Below are 16,671 nucleotides of genomic sequence, written 5' to 3' on the forward strand. Positions count from 1 at the left end.
TCAACGCTCCCTTCCTTTTGTATTGCCGTTTACCAGATACTGACGCGGTCCTCAGGCGACAGCCACATTCCATCCCCGGCTTCCACCGCGAACGCCTCATGGAATGAGTCGAGGTTCTTGGCGATGGCGTTCGTGCGGAACTCATTGGGGGAGTGCGGGTCCGTTGCGACGCGCCGGATGGCTTCCTCGGGCCTGATGACTTGGCGCCAGCCGGCAGCCCAGGACATGAAGAAGCGCTGCTGGCCGGTAAGGCCCTCCAGGACGGGCGGTTCCGAACCGTCGAGGCTCAGCAGGTAAGCCTTGTAGCCGATGGTCAGGCCTCCCAGGTCGCCGATGTTTTCGCCCAGTGTGAGCTTCCCGTTGACCTTGTGCTCAGGAGCTGCATACGGTGCAAGGGCGTCAAATTGGGCCACGAGCTTAGCCGTCAGTCCTTCGAAGGCCTTGCGGTCTTCCTCGCTCCACCAATTCCGCAGCGCTCCGCTTCCATCGAACTGGGAGCCCTGGTCGTCGAAGCCGTGGCCGATCTCATGTCCGATGATGGCACCGATGCCGCCGTAGTTGACGGCGTCGTCAGCCTCCGCCGTGAAGAAGGGCGGCTGCAGGATCGCCGCAGGGAAAACAATCTCGTTCAGCATCGGGTGGTAATAGGCGTTGACGGTCTGCGGGGTCATGAGCCACTTGTTCAGATCAACCGGCTTGCCGATCTCATCAAGGTGGCGGTCGACGTCGGCGTTGTGGGCCCGCTCGACGTTCCCCAGCAGATCAGTCGGGTCAATGTCGACAGCGGAGTAGTCGATCCACTTGTCCGGGAATCCGATCTTGGGCCGGAAGGCGTCGAGCTTCTTCAGAGCTTCCGCCTTGGTGTCCTCGCCCATCCAGTCGAGGTCCGTGATGCTCTGGCGGTACGCCTCGATCAGCTTGGCGACCAGTGTCTGCATCCTGGCCTTGTAACCCTCGGGGAAGTGGCGCTCCACATAGATCTGTCCCACTGCCTCGCCGAGGGCGGCTTCGACGACGGCGACGCCACGCTTCCAGCGGTCCTTGTTCTGCGGGGTGCCGCTCAGGGTGGTGCCATAGAAATCGAAGTTTGCATCGACGAAGACTGACGACAGATAGGGGGCAGCGGCGTTGAGCACACGCAAAGCCAACCATTCCTGCCAGGTTGCGAGGGACTCGGACTCGACAAGCGCAGCCGCGCCGGTGAAGAAATCCGGCGTGCTCACCACCATCTCGGTGAATTTGTCGCCCTCAATCCGGGCGGCGTCGAACCATGCGTCCAGGTAGGGGAACAGCTCACGTCCCTCGTCCGCGGTCTTGAGGTTGTAGGTCTTTTGCGGATCGCGAAGAGTGACGTTGTCCCAGTGGTGCGAGGCAAGGGCCTTTTCAAAGGCGACGACGCGCTCGGCCGCTCCGTCAGCGTCGGGAATACCGGCCAGGCCGAAGAGTTTGGCGACGTACTTGCCGTAAGCACTGACGATCGGCTCGAACTTCTCGTCCCGGTAATAGGACTCGTCTGGAAGGCCCAGCCCGCCCTGGCCGATGTACAGCAGGACCCGGTCCGGGTTCCCGGCGTCGGGCGCAGGGTAGATGGAGAAGAGGCCGGAAACGTCCGAGCGGAACAACCGCCCGGTCAGGGCAACGACCTCTGCGGGCGAAGCAGTGGCGAAGACCTCATCGATCCGGGCGCGGATGGGTTCCATGCCCTTGGCCTCTGTGGCATCTTCGTCCATGAAGCTCTCGTAGAGCCCGCCGACTTTCCGCTCAATTCCGCTGGCGTCCTCGCCCTTCGCGGCCGCCTCTTCGATGATCGCTTTGACTGCCAATTCGGCGCCATCACGAAGCGCGGTGAAGGTTCCCTCCAGCGCACGGTCGTCCGGAATAACGGTTGACTTCAGCCACGCGCCATTGACGTGCTGGTAGAGGTCGTCCTGCGGCCGAACGCTTTCATCGATGTTGGACAGTGTGATCCCCGACTGTGGCACAAGAACTCCTTCGGACGACGAGCGGATCCGGCTCACCACCGTAACCGCGTCTGCATAGTGGACGTTGCTTCAGGTATTGCATTGTCATCATACGCACCCGTGTTACTGTGAAATGGTGCGTGCAGGAATGCTTCTCCTTAGCTGCCGCGGCGGGGCCTTGAAAGCGAATATTCGCTAGGCCAACCCTCGCTGCGGAGTTAGCTATGCCCGGCCAATCTTCCTTCAAGATTAAGGAAAAGGCCCTAAGTCATGCGCAACGCACAAAAGCCCTCCGGAATGCCGATCCACCGGTACCTGCCCTTCCAAGACCAGATCAAGGTCGAGCTGGCAGACCGCACCTGGCCGGACAAAGTCATCACGAAAGCCCCGCGCTGGTGCGCCGTGGACCTGCGCGACGGCAACCAGGCCCTGATCGACCCCATGAGCCCGGCCCGCAAGCTGAAGATGTTCCAGCTGCTGGTCAAGATGGGGTACAAGGAAATCGAGGTCGGCTTCCCGTCCGCGTCGCAGACCGACTTCGACTTCGTGCGGCAGCTCATCGAAGGCGGCCACATTCCGGATGACGTTTCCATCCAGGTCCTGACCCAGGCGCGCGAGCACCTCATCGAGCGTACCTACGAGTCCCTCGTGGGCGCCAAACAGGCCATCGTCCACCTGTACAACTCCACCTCGGTCCTCCAGCGCCGGGTCGTGTTCAACCAGGACGAAGACGGGATCCTGGACATTGCCCTGCAGGGCGCGCGCCTGTGCAAGAAGTACGAAGAAACCCTCACAGACACCCACATCACCTACGAGTACTCGCCGGAGTCCTTCACCGGAACCGAGCTCGAGTACGCAGCGCGGGTTTGCAACGCAATTGCCGACGTTTTCGAAGCGTCCGCGGACAAGCAGGTCATCATCAACCTGCCTGCCACAGTGGAAATGGCCACGCCCAACGTCTACGCCGACTCCATTGAATGGATGCACCGGAACCTGCATCCCCGTGACGGCATCATCATCTCCCTGCACCCACACAACGATCGCGGCACGGGCGTCGCGGCGGCAGAGCTGGGGTACCTGGCAGGCGCCGATCGGATCGAAGGCTGCTTGTTCGGCAACGGGGAGCGTACCGGCAACGTGGACCTTGTCACACTGGGCCTGAACATGTTCGTGCAAGGCGTCGATCCGATGATCGACTTCTCGGACATCGACGAAGTCCGCAGGACCGTAGAGTACTGCAACCAGCTGCCCGTGCCCGAGCGCTCCCCGTATGGCGGCGATCTCGTGTTCACGGCATTTTCCGGTTCGCACCAAGACGCCATCAAGAAGGGTTTCGAAGCCCTCGAGAAGGACGCCGCCGCCGCCGGCAAGGCCGTTGACGACTTCATTTGGCAAGTCCCGTACCTGCCGATCGATCCCAAGGATTTGGGTCGCAGCTACGAGGCCGTCATCCGCGTCAACTCCCAGTCCGGCAAGGGCGGCGTGGCATACCTGCTCAAGAACGAGCACAGCCTGGATCTGCCGCGCCGGGCGCAGATCGAATTCTCCGGCGTCATCCAGCACCGTACCGATACTGTGGGCGGCGAAGTCAGCGGAGCCCAGCTGTGGGCCATGTTCCAGGACGAGTACCTGCCGGCCAGCACTGCCGATGGTCAATGGGGACGCTACTCCCTGGGCGCTATCCGCACCGAAACAGATGAGTCCGGCGAGCTGACGCTGCACGCAGCCCTGCGGGTGGACGGCACAGTAGTTCAGCGAACCGGCACGGGCAACGGACCCATCGCGGCGCTGCTGGATATCCTGCGTGAAGACGGCGTGGACGTGCGTGTCCTGGACTACTCGGAACATGCATTGTCCGAGGGCGGCAGCGCTAGTGCGGCAGCGTATGTCGAGTGCGCCGTCGGTGAGCGGGTCCTGTGGGGCGTCGGCATCGATCCCAACACGAGCACCGCTGCGCTCAAGGCAGTCATCTCTGCTGTCAATCGCGCCATTAGGGCTGTCCGGGCATAGCCATGTGCCGTGCGGCACCGTCAACACGGTGCCGCACGGCGCCGCCGGACCCGAGAAGGCCCGGCGTGGTGCGAAGATTTAACTGTGGCCAATCCTTCTTCGTTCGCAGCGCGGTCCTATCGGGACGATGCCGTTGTGCTGCGCACCCACAAACTGGGCGAAGCGGACCGCATCATCACTCTGCTGACAAAGCACCACGGCCAGGTTCGTGCGGTAGCAAAGGGTGTGCGGCGGACCAGTAGCCGCTTCGGGGCCCGGCTGGAGCCCTTCATGGTGGCAGACCTTCAACTCGTCTCCGGCCGCACCCTGGACATCGTCACACAGGCAGTCGCCAAAGGAGCCTATGGGAGCTCTATTGCCGCCGATTACTCCCGGTACACCGTCGCTGCTGCCATGACGGAAACAGCAGAGAAGCTGACAGACGCCGACGCCGACTCGGGGACCGCGCAATACAACCTCCTCGTGGGGGCTCTTGCCTCCCTGAGCCGTTCCGACCACCCGCCGGAACTCATTCTTGACTCCTACCTCCTCCGCGCTTTGGCCACTGGCGGCTGGGCGCCCAGCTTCACGGACTGCGCCCGCTGCGGGGCGGCCGGTCCGCACACCGCCTTCTCCGCTCCCTTAGGCGGAATGATCTGCAGTAACTGCCGCCCTCCTGGTTCGCCGGCGCCCGCACCCGAGACCGTGGTCCTGTTGGGCGCACTGCTGACGGGGGACTGGGCCACCGCGGATGTGTCCGAGAGCATGCATCGCCGCGAGGCAGCCGGTTTGGTGGCGAGCTACCTGCAATGGCATCTTGAACGAGCATTGAAGTCCCTCAAACATGTGGAGCGAAGCTGACAGTGGCACTGGGAAAAAAGAAGACGGCGATTGCGCGGAAGACCCCGGTGAAGGCCCCGTACCAACATCCCTCGGGGGCCAGGCCGCCCGCCATACCCGCCGAACTGGTGCCTCAGCACGTGGCCATCGTCATGGATGGCAATGGCCGCTGGGCAAACCAACGCGGCCTGCCACGCATCGAAGGGCACAAGGCCGGGGAGCCGGCGCTGCTGGATGTGATGGCCGGCGCGATCGAACTCGGCATCAAGTACGTCAGTGTCTACGCTTTCTCCACCGAAAACTGGCGCCGCTCTCCTGAAGAAGTGCGTTTTCTCATGGGATTTAACAAGGACGTGCTACGTCGACAGCGAAACCAGCTCGACGAGTGGGGGGTGCGGATTCGTTGGGCTGGCCGACGTCCCAGGCTATGGGGTTCCGTGATCAAGGAACTCGAGGAAGCCGAGGAATACACCCGCGGCAACGACACGTGCACGTTGACCATGTGTGTTAATTACGGCGGACGCGCCGAAATCGCCGACGCCGTCGCGGCGATTGCCCAGGACGTAGCCGATGGCCGCCTGAAACCCGGCTCGGTCACGGAGAAGACCATCCAGAAGTACTTGGATGAACCGGATCTTCCGGATGTCGACTTGTTCCTGCGCAGTTCCGGGGAGCAGCGGCTGTCCAACTTCCTCTTGTGGCAATCGGCCTACGCGGAGTTCGTGTTCATGGACACGCTGTGGCCCGACGTCGACCGCCGGACCTTGTGGGACGCCGTCGAGATCTATGCCAAACGGGACCGCCGCTACGGCGGTGCGGTGGACGCTGCAGCGCCTCGCTGACAATTAACACAAGTGCGCTGGCAAAGCCCGTCAGTCCGGATAGGAAGCCAACCAGATAGCGACGTCCCTGTAGGCCTGCTGCCGGATCGTGCGCCGTGACAAGAACACGTCGTGGAGGGCGCCCGGATAGCGGAATACTGCTGTCCTGCGGCCAAGGCCCAGCGCCCGGCGGGCCGTCTGCTCGACGTCGATCACGGCGTCGACGCGCATGAGCTCCGCGGTCCATTCGGCCTGGATCCGGGTCCGTCCGGAAAGCAGCACGAGCACCGGAGCGTCGATATTGAGTTTGCGTTCGACGGCGGCGTGCCCCGCAAGGACAGCCCTAGTCCACCCCGCGCGAATCGGGAAGGAAGCCCGCGGCCGCCATTCCGAATCAAGGGTCCATTCCCCGTGGGCCAGATTGCTGACGCTCTCCCAATAGGCCGGCATCTCAGGGAAACGGAAGGGTCGCTTGGGGTCGGTACGCGCAAACGGTTCCACCAGACGCATCGCCATGCTGCGGATCAGGCTGCTGCCCTGAAGCTCGAGCCACGGCGAATTCAGCGTCAGGGTGGCAATACGGCCGGGATTTCGATCAGCCCACAGCGCCGCAATCAGGCCTCCCAGGGAATGGGCCAGCAAGTGGACCGTAGGTACCTCCGTGCTACCGGTCATCTCGGCAATGTCCCGATGTATCGCAAGCAGCGCGGCATCGATATCTTCGTCATACACCGACAGATCGGTGGTGTAGCCGGGAGTTTGCCCCGGCCGTAGGCTCCGTCCGAACTTGCGTAGGTCAAGCGCATAGAAATGAAATCCGGAGGCACCCAGGAACTCCGCCAATTCTGTCTGCATGAAGTAGTCGGCCCAGCCGTGGAGGTACAGCACCACCCTCGGCGGGCCCTCCGTGACGGGAACTTCCCTCCGGCGTCGGCGTCTGGTGAAAGCCGTCAAGGCATCCAGGAGTCCGTGTGGCGCTGACTGTGCCGGCACGCTACGGACGTGTCGGACAAGGGTGGCGCAAACAGGACCCTCTTCGTCGGGTGGAAGTGCCAGTTCCAATGCCTCGAAACCACCTCCCAAGAAGTCCTGTTGCCATACCGGCAACCCCAGCTCGGTGGTCATGGAGCTCCCCCGTTTGTCCAGGCTCGTCGCCTGCCGCGTGCTCCGGACCTGGCCCGCTGGAAATGTAACCGTGAATCCAACGCGCAAGCCGGGCATAGGCGTCGGCACGCACCGGGCCTGCCGAAAGGAACACATCGTGGAGGCCGCCATCCACCCGTTCCAAGGTGACGGTACGGCCAAGAGTCATGGCACGGACAGCCATGGTGTTGACGTCCAGGACTGCGTCTGAACGCCTCATGGACTCCTGCCAGATCATGCCGTTCGCGCTCGCTCCGGAGATCAGCACAAGGATGGGGATGTCAATTCTCAGCCCGCGAGCCACCCTCGTGTGTCCGCTGAGGACCGCACTGAGCCATCCTGCCCTCATGGGGAAGGCCAAGGGTGGGCGGTATTTGGGATCGACGAGCCATTCGCCCTCGGCGGAGCTGCTGATGCTGCGGTAGTAGAACCCGCGTTCGGGCAGGCGCAGGATCGTCTTGGGCCGGAACCGCGCGAGCGGTTTCACCATGGTCTGGGCTGCGCGGCGGACCAAGGAACTTCCATGCATTTCAAGCCACGGGCTGTTGAGCACCAAGTATTGGACCGCGCCCGGGTGACGGCTGACCCACAATGCGGCCACGAGGCCTCCGGTCGAATGTCCCATGAGGGTCAACGAACCGGGCGACTCCTCGAGCGGGTTCCCGGATCGGATCATGTCGATGGCTTTGCCGATCTCGGCGTCGTAATCGTCCAGATGCTCCACGTAGCCACCCGGGGTGTCCGTCTGCAGGCTCCGGCCGTGGTTGTGCATGTCGAGTGCGTAGAAATGGAAACCTTGTCCGGTCCAAAACTCTGCCAGGGCCACGTTGAAAAAGTAGTCGCTCCAGCCGTGCAGGAAAAGGATGGAACCGTTGGTGGCCGGTGGGAGATCACCAAGACTATCCGCACCCTCGTGAGGGACGTGGCGAACCAGTGTTGCACGGCGGACCACCCCGTTGGGTCCTGCCGCATCGAATGCGCAACTTTCGAAGTCCGCGCCGAGGATATCGGTCTGCCACTCCATGGGAACAGCTTAGACACTCGCCGCGGCATCGCGCCCGGCTGCGCGTCCGGAGAACAGGCAGCCGCCAAGGAAGGTTCCTTCCAACGCCCGGTAGCCGTGGATTCCACCGCCGCCGAAACCCGCAGCCTCTCCTGCAGCGTACAAGCCCGGGACCGGCGTTCCGGAACTGTCAAGGACGCGTGATTGAAGGTCCGTTTGTAGTCCGCCAAGGCTCTTGCGTGTCAGCACGGAGAGCCGAACCGCCAGAAGAGGGCCGTGCTTCGGATCGGTGAGCCGGTGCGGAGGAGCCACACGCATGATCTTGTCGGTGGCGAACCGCCGCGCCGCCCGGACAGCGGCGAGCTGCGGATCCTTGCCCAGCCCGCTCGCCACTTGCTGGTCCCGGTCGCGGATCAGGGAATCGAGCTGCATGGCATCTATCAAGGGCGAGCCCGTCAGCGAGTTCATTCTCGCAGCCAGTTCTGCGGCTGTTGCGGCCTGGAGGAAATCCACACCATGGTCCAGGAAGTTGCCCAACGGGGAATCACTGCCGGGATTTAGCCGGGAGGCGAGGAGCCGGATGTCCCTGCCCGTGAGATCCGGATTCTGTTCTGAACCTGACAAGGCGAATTCCTTCAGCGCGATAGTCCGGTTGCACACGAACCACGAATGTTCGTGTCCGCTCGCCAGGATATGCCGGAGTGCGCCCAAGGAGTCGAAGCCTGGAAAGAGCGGGGCGGGCAGCTGCCGTCCTTTCGCGTCAATCCACAGCGACGACGGGCCAGGCAGGATGCGGATGCCATGCAAGGGCCACACGGGGGAGTGGTTGTGGATTCCTTCGGGGTAGTGCCACATGCGGTCGCCATTGATGAGCCATCCACCGGCGGCTGCAGCGGCGGCGAGGAACTCGCCGTCGACGGATGCCGGTACACCGCTCAGCATGTGTTCCGGCGAGCGGCCGTCCGGCCACTGCCTCCGCACCATGGTGTGGTTCCCGCCGATTCCGCCGGTGGTCACGATGGTCGCTCCTGCGGTCGCTTCAAAGCACCCGACGACGGTCCTTGGCGATGCTTCGCCGCGTCCGGCTCCGGACGCCTCGAGGATCTCGCCGACGACCCCGGTGACGCGGCCCGCCGTCGTCGTAATTTCCGTGGCGCGATGCCGGAAATGGAGGGATATCCTTCCGAGCGCGACGCCCTCGTTCACTTTTGCCAGGAATGGTTGCACGACGCCGGGTCCCGTGCCCCACGTGACGTGGAACCGCGGGACCGTGTTGCCGTGGCCTTGGGGACCATAGCCGCCGCGCTCGGCCCACTGCACCAACGGGAATAGCCGCACGCCGAGCGATCTCAGCCACCGGCGCTTCTCCCCGGCGGCAAAATCCACATAGGCTTCCGCCCACCGCCGGGCCCAGGAATCCTCCGGCCGGTCAAAGGCCGCGGACGCCATCCAGTCGTTCAAGGCAAGTTCGGCGCTGTCCCTCACGCCTAATCTTCGCTGTTCGGGAGAGTTGACCAGGAACAGTCCCCCGAAAGACCAATGTGCCTGGCCACCCACAGAGGCTTCGGGTTCCTGGTCCACTACAGCAACCCGTTTGCCGAGTGCGTAGGCTTGGGCCGCGGCGACCAGTCCCGACAGTCCCGCCCCAATGACGACGACATCGGCTTCAATAGTTGCCTTGGAGTGAACTCCATCACGTGGATTGCTCGGCATTGGTACATGCTACCGTCCGGTAACCGCCCTGGTTTGGTGCGCGACCCGTAAACCGGAAAACTAGGACCATGCGCGTTTACCCCACATTCTTCAAGTTGGCCTTCTCCTGGATGGATGCCGAAAAGGCCCACAAGATCGGCTTCCAGGCGATCCGCTTTGCACACCGCTCAGGAGCAGGACGCGTTCTGGCCAAAATGACGGCTCCGCACCCCTCCCTGCGAACGGAGGCTTTCGGGCTGACGTTCCCCTCGCCGTTCGGTCTTGCGGCCGGTTTCGACAAAGAGGGCCACGGAATCGAAGCCCTCGCTGAGCTGGGCTTCGGCCACGTGGAGGTAGGTACTATCACCGGCCAGGCACAGCCCGGAAATGAGAAGCCACGGCTTTTCCGCCTGATCGAGGACAAGGCGGTGATCAACCGCATGGGCTTCAACAACGACGGCGCGGCGGCCGTGGCCCCGCGGCTCAAGGCCGCCCGGGCGGCATTGCAGCGGACGCACTCAGGCGTTCGTCCCGTGATCGGAGTCAACATCGGCAAGACCAAGGTTGTTGAGCTCGACGACGCAGTTGAGGACTACTTGGTCAGCGCCCGCAGCCTGGCACCCGCCGCCGACTACCTGGTGGTCAACGTCAGCTCGCCCAACACTCCTGGATTGCGACTGCTCCAGAACGTCGAGACGCTTCGCCCGCTCCTGCGCGCCGTCGGAGATGCCGCAGACGAATCCGCTGGCCGCCACGTGCCGCTGCTCGTCAAGATCGCGCCGGACCTGAGCGACGAAGACATCGACGACGTCGCCCGCCTCGCCCTTGACCTCAAGCTCGACGGGATTATTGCCACAAACACCACCATCGGCCGGGAAGGCCTGGTTTCCGATCCGGGCAAAGTGGACGCGTGCGGCGCCGGCGGACTCTCCGGTGCGCCCCTCAAGGAGCGTTCGCTCGAGGTATTGCGCCGCCTGAAGGCCGCTGTGGGGGAGGGTCTGGTGCTCATCGCCGTCGGCGGTGTGCAGTCCGCGGCCGACGTCCAGGAAAGGCTGGACGCCGGCGCCACCCTGGTGCAGGGATACACGGCGTTCCTCTATGAAGGTCCTTTCTGGGCCGCCGGCATCAACAGAGCCCTCGCGAAGCGTCGCCGCTAAACAGGGAGCCGACGGCCGGGCACCTCGATCACCACGTGCGGACAAGCAGAAAGACCCTGGAACAGCTGTTCCAGGGTCTTTTCGCTTAGTCGGACTGTCCTTGGTGGCTTGCCGACCTAAGAGGGGTACTGGCCACGCTGGACCTGCGGCTTCGGAAGACGCAGGCGGCGGAATTGGAGGGAACGCATGCTGCCGTACCAAACAGTGCCTCGCTCGACGTCGCCGAACTTCTGCGTCAGGCCCTTGCGAAGCTTGCGGGAAAGGATGAACACGTCCGCGAAGACCGCCAGGAACATGACCCAGAACCCGATCAAGATGTAGCTGAGGGCGTCACTTCCTGAGGGAATGATGAAGGAGATCACTACGAACAGCAGTGCTCCGAACATCAGGTATTCACCGAGGCTGAAACGGGCATCGACGTAGTCGCGGGCAAAGCGCTTTTGGGGTCCCTTGTCGCGCAGCGGCAGGTATTTTTCATCACCGGTGTCCAGTGCCTGGCGCATTTTCTGGCGCTGGTCCTGCACGGCGATGCGCTCGGCCTCCTTGGAGGCCTTACGGTCTGTTGGCACCAGGGGGCGCTTGCGCGCCGCTTCCTGTTCCTTGCGCTTGGGTGTGGGTGCGCCCTTACCAGCACCTGCACCTTTCGCGGCGGCATCGTCGGCAAGCTGGTCTACTGAGTCTTGAGCGCTCGGCTCATCCTTTTTACGTCCAAACACCCCTACAGAATACCCCGCAGGAACCGCCCTGAAGTCAACGCAACGTGCGGCCACGTGAATGAGCCCGCCACGCGGTCCATACCGGTTCCCCAGCACCACTCCCGGCGGTAGTGTTTTCGCCATGACTTCAATGAATGCGGAGATCCCGCAGACCTTTTCCGGCGGCTCCGGCACGATCAATGTCGATGCGCTCAAGTCCGCCGTCGAATCTTCCTTTGACGAGACCATGGCGCGATTGAAAGCGCTCGTCGCCATCCCGGGGATTGCCTGGCCAAGTTTCGACCCGGCCGAACTTGAGCGGAGCGCGGAGGCCGTTGCGGCACTGGTCCGCGAGTCAGGCTTCGCCGACGTGCAGATCCTGCGCTGCGATAAGGCCGACGGCACCCCGGGCGGACCGGCCATTGTTGCGCGCCGAATTGCCGCGCCGGGCAAGCCGACCATCCTCCTGTACGCGCACCACGATGTGCAGCCGCCGGGCGACGTGAGCCTGTGGGACACGGAGCCGTTCGTGGCCCAGGAACGTGAGGGCCGCCTTTATGGCCGTGGCGCAGCCGACGACAAAGCGGGAATCATGGCCCACTTGGGAGCATACGCCGCCGTAACCCAGGTGCTGGGAGACGATTTCGGTCTCGGCGTCACCCTGTTCTTCGAGGGCGAGGAAGAGGCGGGCTCGCCAACCTTCCGTCCTTTCCTCGAGACACACCGCGATCTTCTCGAAGCGAACGTCATCGTCGTGGCCGACTCCAGCAACTGGAAGGTCGGTGTTCCAGCCCTGACAACCAGTCTCCGCGGCCTGGTCGACGGCACCTTCGAGGTGCGGGTCCTGGACCACGCGGTGCACTCCGGCATGTTCGGTGGTCCTGTATTGGATGCGCCGACCCTCTTGTCCCGCCTCATCGCGACCTTGCACGACGACGACGGCAACGTGGCCATCGAGGGCCTGGTTGCGAGGGACGACGTAGTAGAGGACGTTGACGAGGAACAGTACCGTGCGGACGCCTCTGTGCTCGACGGGGTGCAGCTTGCCGGCAGCGGCAGCATAGCCTCACGGCTATGGACCAAACCTGCCTTGTCCATCATCGGGATCGACGCACCCGCAGTTGACGTCGCATCCAACACCTTGCTCCCGTCCGCGCGGGCGAAGTTCAGCCTGCGTTTGGCTCCCGGTCAAGATCCGGATGCCGCCATGGACGCGATGGGCAGGCACTTGGCGGCCCACGCGCCATTCGGAGCGAAGGTGACGTTCGTGCCGGGGGAGCGGGGCAACGCCTTCTCTACCGATACTGGCTCGGCTGCGGCCCGGATCGCGATGTGGGCACTGGGTGAAGCATGGGGTGTGCAGGCCGTCGAAATGGGAATCGGTGGATCCATACCGTTCATCGCGGACCTGACCGAAATGTACCCCGATGTCCACATCCTCGTGACCGGTGTAGAGGACCCGGATTCCCGGGCCCACAGCGCCAACGAATCCCTTCACATCGGTGACTTCCGTAACGCAGTCCTGGCCGAGGCACTGATGCTGGCCCGCCTGAACTCGGAAGGCCTCTGATCCTCCACATCCCGAAGGTGCTTGTATGCACCACCGGAGAGACGAGATCCACTGTGGGGAACAAGGTAACGGTCCCGGCGGTTACGTCAGGAGTTATAGCTATGCGCCGGCTCGACGTAGCATGTAGCTATAACCCGCACGTATTTGGGTAAGGGCAGGTAGCGCGAAGGCGCAGCCGCCAAGAGCGTCATGAGAAGGTAGGCCAATGAGCACTGCAACCAACGAAAACAGCACCGGAGCGCAGCTCGCAGGCGGCGAGCTTCCCGAGCACGAGGTCAAGTTGACCGACGTCGCCGCAGGCAAGGTCCGGAGCCTTCTTGAACAAGAAGGGCGCACTGACCTGCGGCTCCGCGTCGCTGTTCAGCCGGGCGGCTGCTCGGGCCTGATCTACCAGCTCTACTTCGACGAACGCCTGCTCGACGGCGATGCCGTCCGCGACTACGACGGCGTTGAAGTGGTTGTCGACAAGATGAGCGTGCCGTACCTGAGCGGTGCCAGCATCGACTTCGAGGACACGATCTCGAAGCAGGGCTTCACCATCGACAACCCCAACGCCGGCGGGTCTTGCGCCTGCGGCGATTCGTTCCACTAACCCGGGCATTCGCAGGCTGTTGGCCCAGTTCAGGAACGGGTTTCAACCCGACCCGACGCACTGGGCCAGCATGTCGGCGAAAACCGCTCGGTAGCGGTAAGCTCTACATCGGGTAGTAAAACTTTAGTGTGCCCGGTGGGCCTTTGGCCTGCCGGGCTGCAGCAACAAGAGGAAGGGCCGTCTGTGAGTTCGCAGAACCGAACCGGCAGCCGACGCATAAAGATCACCTCGATCACTGGCTTGGCACTAGCCGGCGCGTTGGTTTTGACCGGATGTTCACCAGAGGTAGAGAAGGGCTGGTTGCCCACCGAGCGTGGCACCACCAACCACACCGATCGGATCATGGACCTCTGGGTCAACTCATGGATCGCCGCCCTGGTCGTCGGCATTATTACTTGGGGCCTGCTGGTCTGGTGCATCATCGCCTACCGCCGCCGCAAGGGCACCACGGGTTTCCCGAAGCAGCTTAGCTACAACCTCCCTCTGGAGGTCTTTTATTTGACCATTCCGCTCTTCATGGTCTTGGTGTTCTTCTACTTCACCGACCAGGATCAGCGTGCGATTGATGACCGCTCGCAGCCGGCCGACGTCGTCGTTGACGTCCGCGGCAAGCAGTGGGCCTGGGACTTCAACTACGTGAAGGGCTCGGTCGTCACCGAGGACCTCCACGAGGCAGGCGTCCAGGCGCACCTCACGGGCAACGACGTGGACAAGGAGAAACTCCCCACGTTGTACCTTCCGGTCAACAAGTCGGTTGACCTGCAGCTGAACTCCCGCGACGTCATTCACTCTTTCTGGGTCCCCGCCTTCCTGCAGAAGCGCGACATGATTCCCGGCAAGACCAACTACATCAGGTTGACCCCCACCAAGGAGGGAACCTATGACGGCAAGTGCGCCGAACTTTGCGGTGAATACCACTCAGAGATGCTGTTCCGCGTGAAGGTTGTTTCGGAGGCTGAGTTCCAGGCTCACATGGACCAGCTTCGCCAGAGCGGCAACACCGGTCTTCTCGATTCGAAGTACGACCGCAACCCGAACCTGAACGAGAAGAATTAAGGGAAGCGACGTGGCTACTTACACTCAATCCGCCGGAGTCCTTGAGTCTCCGGTAGTACCGAAATCCAAGGGACGCATCGTCGTCAACTGGATCACCTCGACCGACCACAAGACCATCGGGTACATGTACCTGATCGCGTCCTTTGTGTTCTTCTGCCTGGGCGGCGTCATGGCGCTGCTCATCCGTGCAGAGCTGTTCGAACCCGGCATGCAGATCCTGCAGACCAAGGAACAGTACAACCAGCTCTTCACGATGCACGGCACCGTCATGCTCCTGATGTTTGCGACACCGCTCTTCGCCGGCTTCGCCAACGTCATCATGCCGCTGCAGATCGGCGCCCCTGACGTCGCCTTCCCGCGGCTGAACGCGCTGGCCTTCTGGTTCTTCCTCTTCGGCTCCACCATCGCCGTATCCGGCTTCATCACCCCGCAGGGTGCGGCGTCCTTCGGCTGGTTCGCCTATGCGCCGTTGTCGAACACAACATTTACTCCGGGCGTCGGCGGCGATCTCTGGGTCTTCGGCTTGGCACTGTCCGGCTTCGGAACCATCCTGGGTGCCGTCAACTTCATCACCACCATCATCTGCATGCGCGCTCCGGGCATGACGATGTGGCGCATGCCGATCTTCACCTGGAACACCCTGGTTACGGCCATTCTGGTTCTCATGGCGTTCCCGCCCCTCGCCGCTGCGCTCTTCGCGCTCGGCGCGGACCGCCGCTTCGGCGCCCACATCTTCGATCCGGAGAACGGCGGAGCCGTCCTCTGGCAGCACTTGTTCTGGTTCTTCGGGCATCCTGAGGTCTACATCATTGCCTTGCCGTTCTTCGGCATCGTTTCCGAGATCTTCCCGGTATTCAGCCGCAAACCGATCTTCGGCTACAAGGGCCTTGTCTACGCGACCATCGCCATTGCTGCACTGTCGGTGACCGTCTGGGCGCACCACATGTATGTCACGGGATCGGTCCTCCTTCCGTTCTTCTCCTTCATGACGATGCTGATCGCGGTACCCACCGGCGTGAAGTTCTTCAACTGGATCGGAACACTGTGGCAAGGCTCGATCACCTTTGAAACGCCCATGCTCTGGAGCATCGGCTTCCTGGTCACCTTCCTCTTCGGTGGTCTGACCGGCATCATCCTGGCCTCTCCGCCGCTTGACTTCCACGTTTCGGACTCGTACTTCGTGGTGGCACACTTCCACTACGTGGTCTTCGGTACGGTGGTGTTCGCCATGTTCGCGGGCTTCTACTTCTGGTGGCCCAAGTGGACCGGCAAGATGCTCAACGAACGCCTGGGCAAGATCCACTTCTGGCTTCTGTTCCTGGGTTTCCACGGCACCTTCCTCATCCAGCACTGGCTCGGCGTCGAGGGCATGCCCCGTCGCTACGCGGACTACATGCCGCAGGACAACTTCACCTGGATGAACCAGTTCTCCACAATTTCATCCTTCGTCCTTGGTGCGTCGCTCCTGCCCTTCTTCTGGAACGTCTACATCACGTGGCGCAGCAACAAGAAGGTTGAAGTCGACGATCCTTGGGGCTTCGGAGCCTCGCTCGAGTGGGCTACGTCCTGCCCGCCGCCGCGGCACAACTTCACTTCGCTTCCCCGTATCCGTTCCGAGCGTCCGGCCCTGGACCTGCACCACCCGGAGCTCGCACAGCACCACACAGCACAGACGCCTGAGCCGGCAGCAACACTGCTCGGCAATGCTGATCAGAAGGATGCCAAGTGAAGATCGAATCATGGATTTTTGGAGCCGGGGCCTTCTTCTTCGTCCCCGTCGCATTGGCCTACGGTTTCCTGACCCACTGGTCTGAGTGGGTTGGCACCCTGGGTATCCTCCTGGTCGGTGGACTGGCCGGCATGATCGGTGCTTACCTCGGTTTCACAGGCAGGCGCGTCGGCATGCGTCCGGAAGACCGTCCGGACGCCGAGATTCACGAAGGCGCCGGCGAGCAGGGACACTTCAGCCCCTGGAGCTGGTGGCCACTGGTCCTCGGCTTGGCTTGTGCCGGTGGCTTCCTTGGTCTCGCCGTAGGTTTCTGGATTACGTTCGTCGCCGCTGGCTTGGCTCTCGTAGCCCTGGTCGGTTGGGTCTTCGAATACAGCCGCGGAGATCACGCGCACTAGAAGTACCTTGAACAACGACGTCGGG

The 16,671-nt window shown here is 62.8% G+C and carries 14 protein-coding genes; 9 read left to right on the forward strand and 5 right to left on the reverse strand.

The features are described 5' to 3' along the window. Window positions 1-29 precede the first annotated feature (29 nt). Entirely contained in the window at window positions 30-1,982 is a 1,953-nt protein-coding gene (locus tag ACX5I4_RS11295; RefSeq protein WP_461836743.1) for a M13 family metallopeptidase, read from the reverse strand. 249 nt (window positions 1,983-2,231) lie between these two features. Between ACX5I4_RS11295 and leuA the strand changes: the two genes are divergently transcribed. The 3 genes from leuA to ACX5I4_RS11310 all read left to right on the forward strand — a co-directional run bounded on the left by leuA (window position 2,232) and on the right by ACX5I4_RS11310 (window position 5,632). Then, the gene (gene leuA / locus ACX5I4_RS11300; protein ID WP_461836744.1) at window positions 2,232-3,971 is read left to right on the forward strand and encodes a 2-isopropylmalate synthase; all 1,740 of its coding nucleotides are present in this window, start codon (window positions 2,232-2,234) and stop codon (window positions 3,969-3,971) included. Window positions 3,972-4,055: 84 nt separating this feature from the next. Further along, window positions 4,056-4,811, forward strand: a complete 756-nt coding sequence (recO, locus tag ACX5I4_RS11305) for a DNA repair protein RecO (RefSeq protein WP_461836745.1) — start codon at window positions 4,056-4,058, stop codon at window positions 4,809-4,811. Window positions 4,812-4,813: 2 nt separating this feature from the next. Continuing rightward, complete coding sequence (locus tag ACX5I4_RS11310; RefSeq protein ID WP_461836746.1) at window positions 4,814-5,632, forward strand: isoprenyl transferase; 819 nt, start codon at window positions 4,814-4,816, stop codon at window positions 5,630-5,632. Between the two features lie 30 nt (window positions 5,633-5,662). Here the strand turns inward: ACX5I4_RS11310 and ACX5I4_RS11315 are convergent, their stop codons facing one another. From ACX5I4_RS11315 to ACX5I4_RS11325, 3 genes are read right to left on the reverse strand one after another with little or no spacing between them, the layout of a single operon-like run. Beyond that, on the reverse strand, window positions 5,663-6,718 hold the full coding sequence (locus ACX5I4_RS11315) for an alpha/beta hydrolase (protein WP_461838701.1): 1,056 nt from the start codon (window positions 6,716-6,718) through the stop codon (window positions 5,663-5,665). Next, entirely contained in the window at window positions 6,606-7,778 is a 1,173-nt protein-coding gene (locus ACX5I4_RS11320; protein ID WP_461836747.1) for an alpha/beta hydrolase, read from the reverse strand. The genes ACX5I4_RS11315 and ACX5I4_RS11320 overlap by 113 nt, the downstream gene beginning before the upstream one ends. Window positions 7,779-7,787: 9 nt before the next feature. Beyond that, window positions 7,788-9,470 carry an FAD-binding dehydrogenase gene (locus ACX5I4_RS11325; RefSeq protein WP_461836748.1) on the reverse strand — a complete coding sequence of 561 codons (1,683 nt, stop codon included), beginning with the start codon at window positions 9,468-9,470 and terminating at the stop codon, window positions 7,788-7,790. Window positions 9,471-9,538: 68 nt separating this feature from the next. Here ACX5I4_RS11325 and ACX5I4_RS11330 point away from each other — a divergent pair, with 68 nt between their 5' ends. After that, entirely contained in the window at window positions 9,539-10,606 is a 1,068-nt protein-coding gene (locus tag ACX5I4_RS11330; protein ID WP_461836749.1) for a quinone-dependent dihydroorotate dehydrogenase, read from the forward strand. A 116-nt stretch (window positions 10,607-10,722) separates the two neighbouring features. Here the strand turns inward: ACX5I4_RS11330 and ACX5I4_RS11335 are convergent, their stop codons facing one another. Then, entirely contained in the window at window positions 10,723-11,322 is a 600-nt protein-coding gene (locus tag ACX5I4_RS11335) for a DUF3043 domain-containing protein (RefSeq protein ID WP_461836750.1), read from the reverse strand. A gap of 121 nt (window positions 11,323-11,443) precedes the next feature. On the opposite strand from ACX5I4_RS11335, the gene ACX5I4_RS11340 reads away from it, so the two are divergent. The 5 genes from ACX5I4_RS11340 (at window position 11,444) to ACX5I4_RS11360 (ending at window position 16,646) form a co-directional block, all read left to right on the forward strand. Further along, complete coding sequence (locus ACX5I4_RS11340; RefSeq protein WP_461836751.1) at window positions 11,444-12,871, forward strand: M20/M25/M40 family metallo-hydrolase; 1,428 nt, start codon at window positions 11,444-11,446, stop codon at window positions 12,869-12,871. A gap of 205 nt (window positions 12,872-13,076) precedes the next feature. Next, a complete protein-coding gene (locus tag ACX5I4_RS11345) occupies window positions 13,077-13,463 on the forward strand; it encodes a HesB/IscA family protein (RefSeq protein ID WP_059390004.1) in 387 nt (128 codons plus the stop codon). Window positions 13,464-13,646: 183 nt separating this feature from the next. Further along, window positions 13,647-14,519 carry an aa3-type cytochrome oxidase subunit II gene (gene ctaC / locus ACX5I4_RS11350; protein WP_461836752.1) on the forward strand — a complete coding sequence of 291 codons (873 nt, stop codon included), beginning with the start codon at window positions 13,647-13,649 and terminating at the stop codon, window positions 14,517-14,519. 10 nt (window positions 14,520-14,529) lie between these two features. Next, a complete protein-coding gene (ctaD, locus tag ACX5I4_RS11355) occupies window positions 14,530-16,248 on the forward strand; it encodes an aa3-type cytochrome oxidase subunit I (RefSeq protein ID WP_184735142.1) in 1,719 nt (572 codons plus the stop codon). Next, entirely contained in the window at window positions 16,245-16,646 is a 402-nt protein-coding gene (locus ACX5I4_RS11360) for a cytochrome c oxidase subunit 4 (RefSeq protein ID WP_461836753.1), read from the forward strand. The genes ctaD and ACX5I4_RS11360 overlap by 4 nt, the downstream gene beginning before the upstream one ends. The last annotated feature ends 25 nt before the right edge of the window (window positions 16,647-16,671 follow it).

The sequence above is a fragment of the Arthrobacter sp. MMS24-S77 genome (assembly GCF_054888235.1).

Excerpts from the sequence above, each read along its gene's own strand:
- ACX5I4_RS11345 (WP_059390004.1), top strand. The coding sequence starts at position 13,077 with ATGAGCACTGCAACCAACGAAAACAGCACCGGAGCGCAGCTCGCAGGC.
- ACX5I4_RS11325 (WP_461836748.1), bottom strand. The coding sequence starts at position 9,470 with ATGCCGAGCAATCCACGTGATGGAGTTCACTCCAAGGCAACTATTGAA.
- leuA (WP_461836744.1), top strand. The coding sequence starts at position 2,232 with ATGCGCAACGCACAAAAGCCCTCCGGAATGCCGATCCACCGGTACCTG.
- ACX5I4_RS11340 (WP_461836751.1), top strand. The coding sequence starts at position 11,444 with ATGACTTCAATGAATGCGGAGATCCCGCAGACCTTTTCCGGCGGCTCC.
- ACX5I4_RS11320 (WP_461836747.1), bottom strand. The coding sequence starts at position 7,778 with ATGGAGTGGCAGACCGATATCCTCGGCGCGGACTTCGAAAGTTGCGCA.
- ACX5I4_RS11330 (WP_461836749.1), top strand. The coding sequence starts at position 9,539 with ATGCGCGTTTACCCCACATTCTTCAAGTTGGCCTTCTCCTGGATGGAT.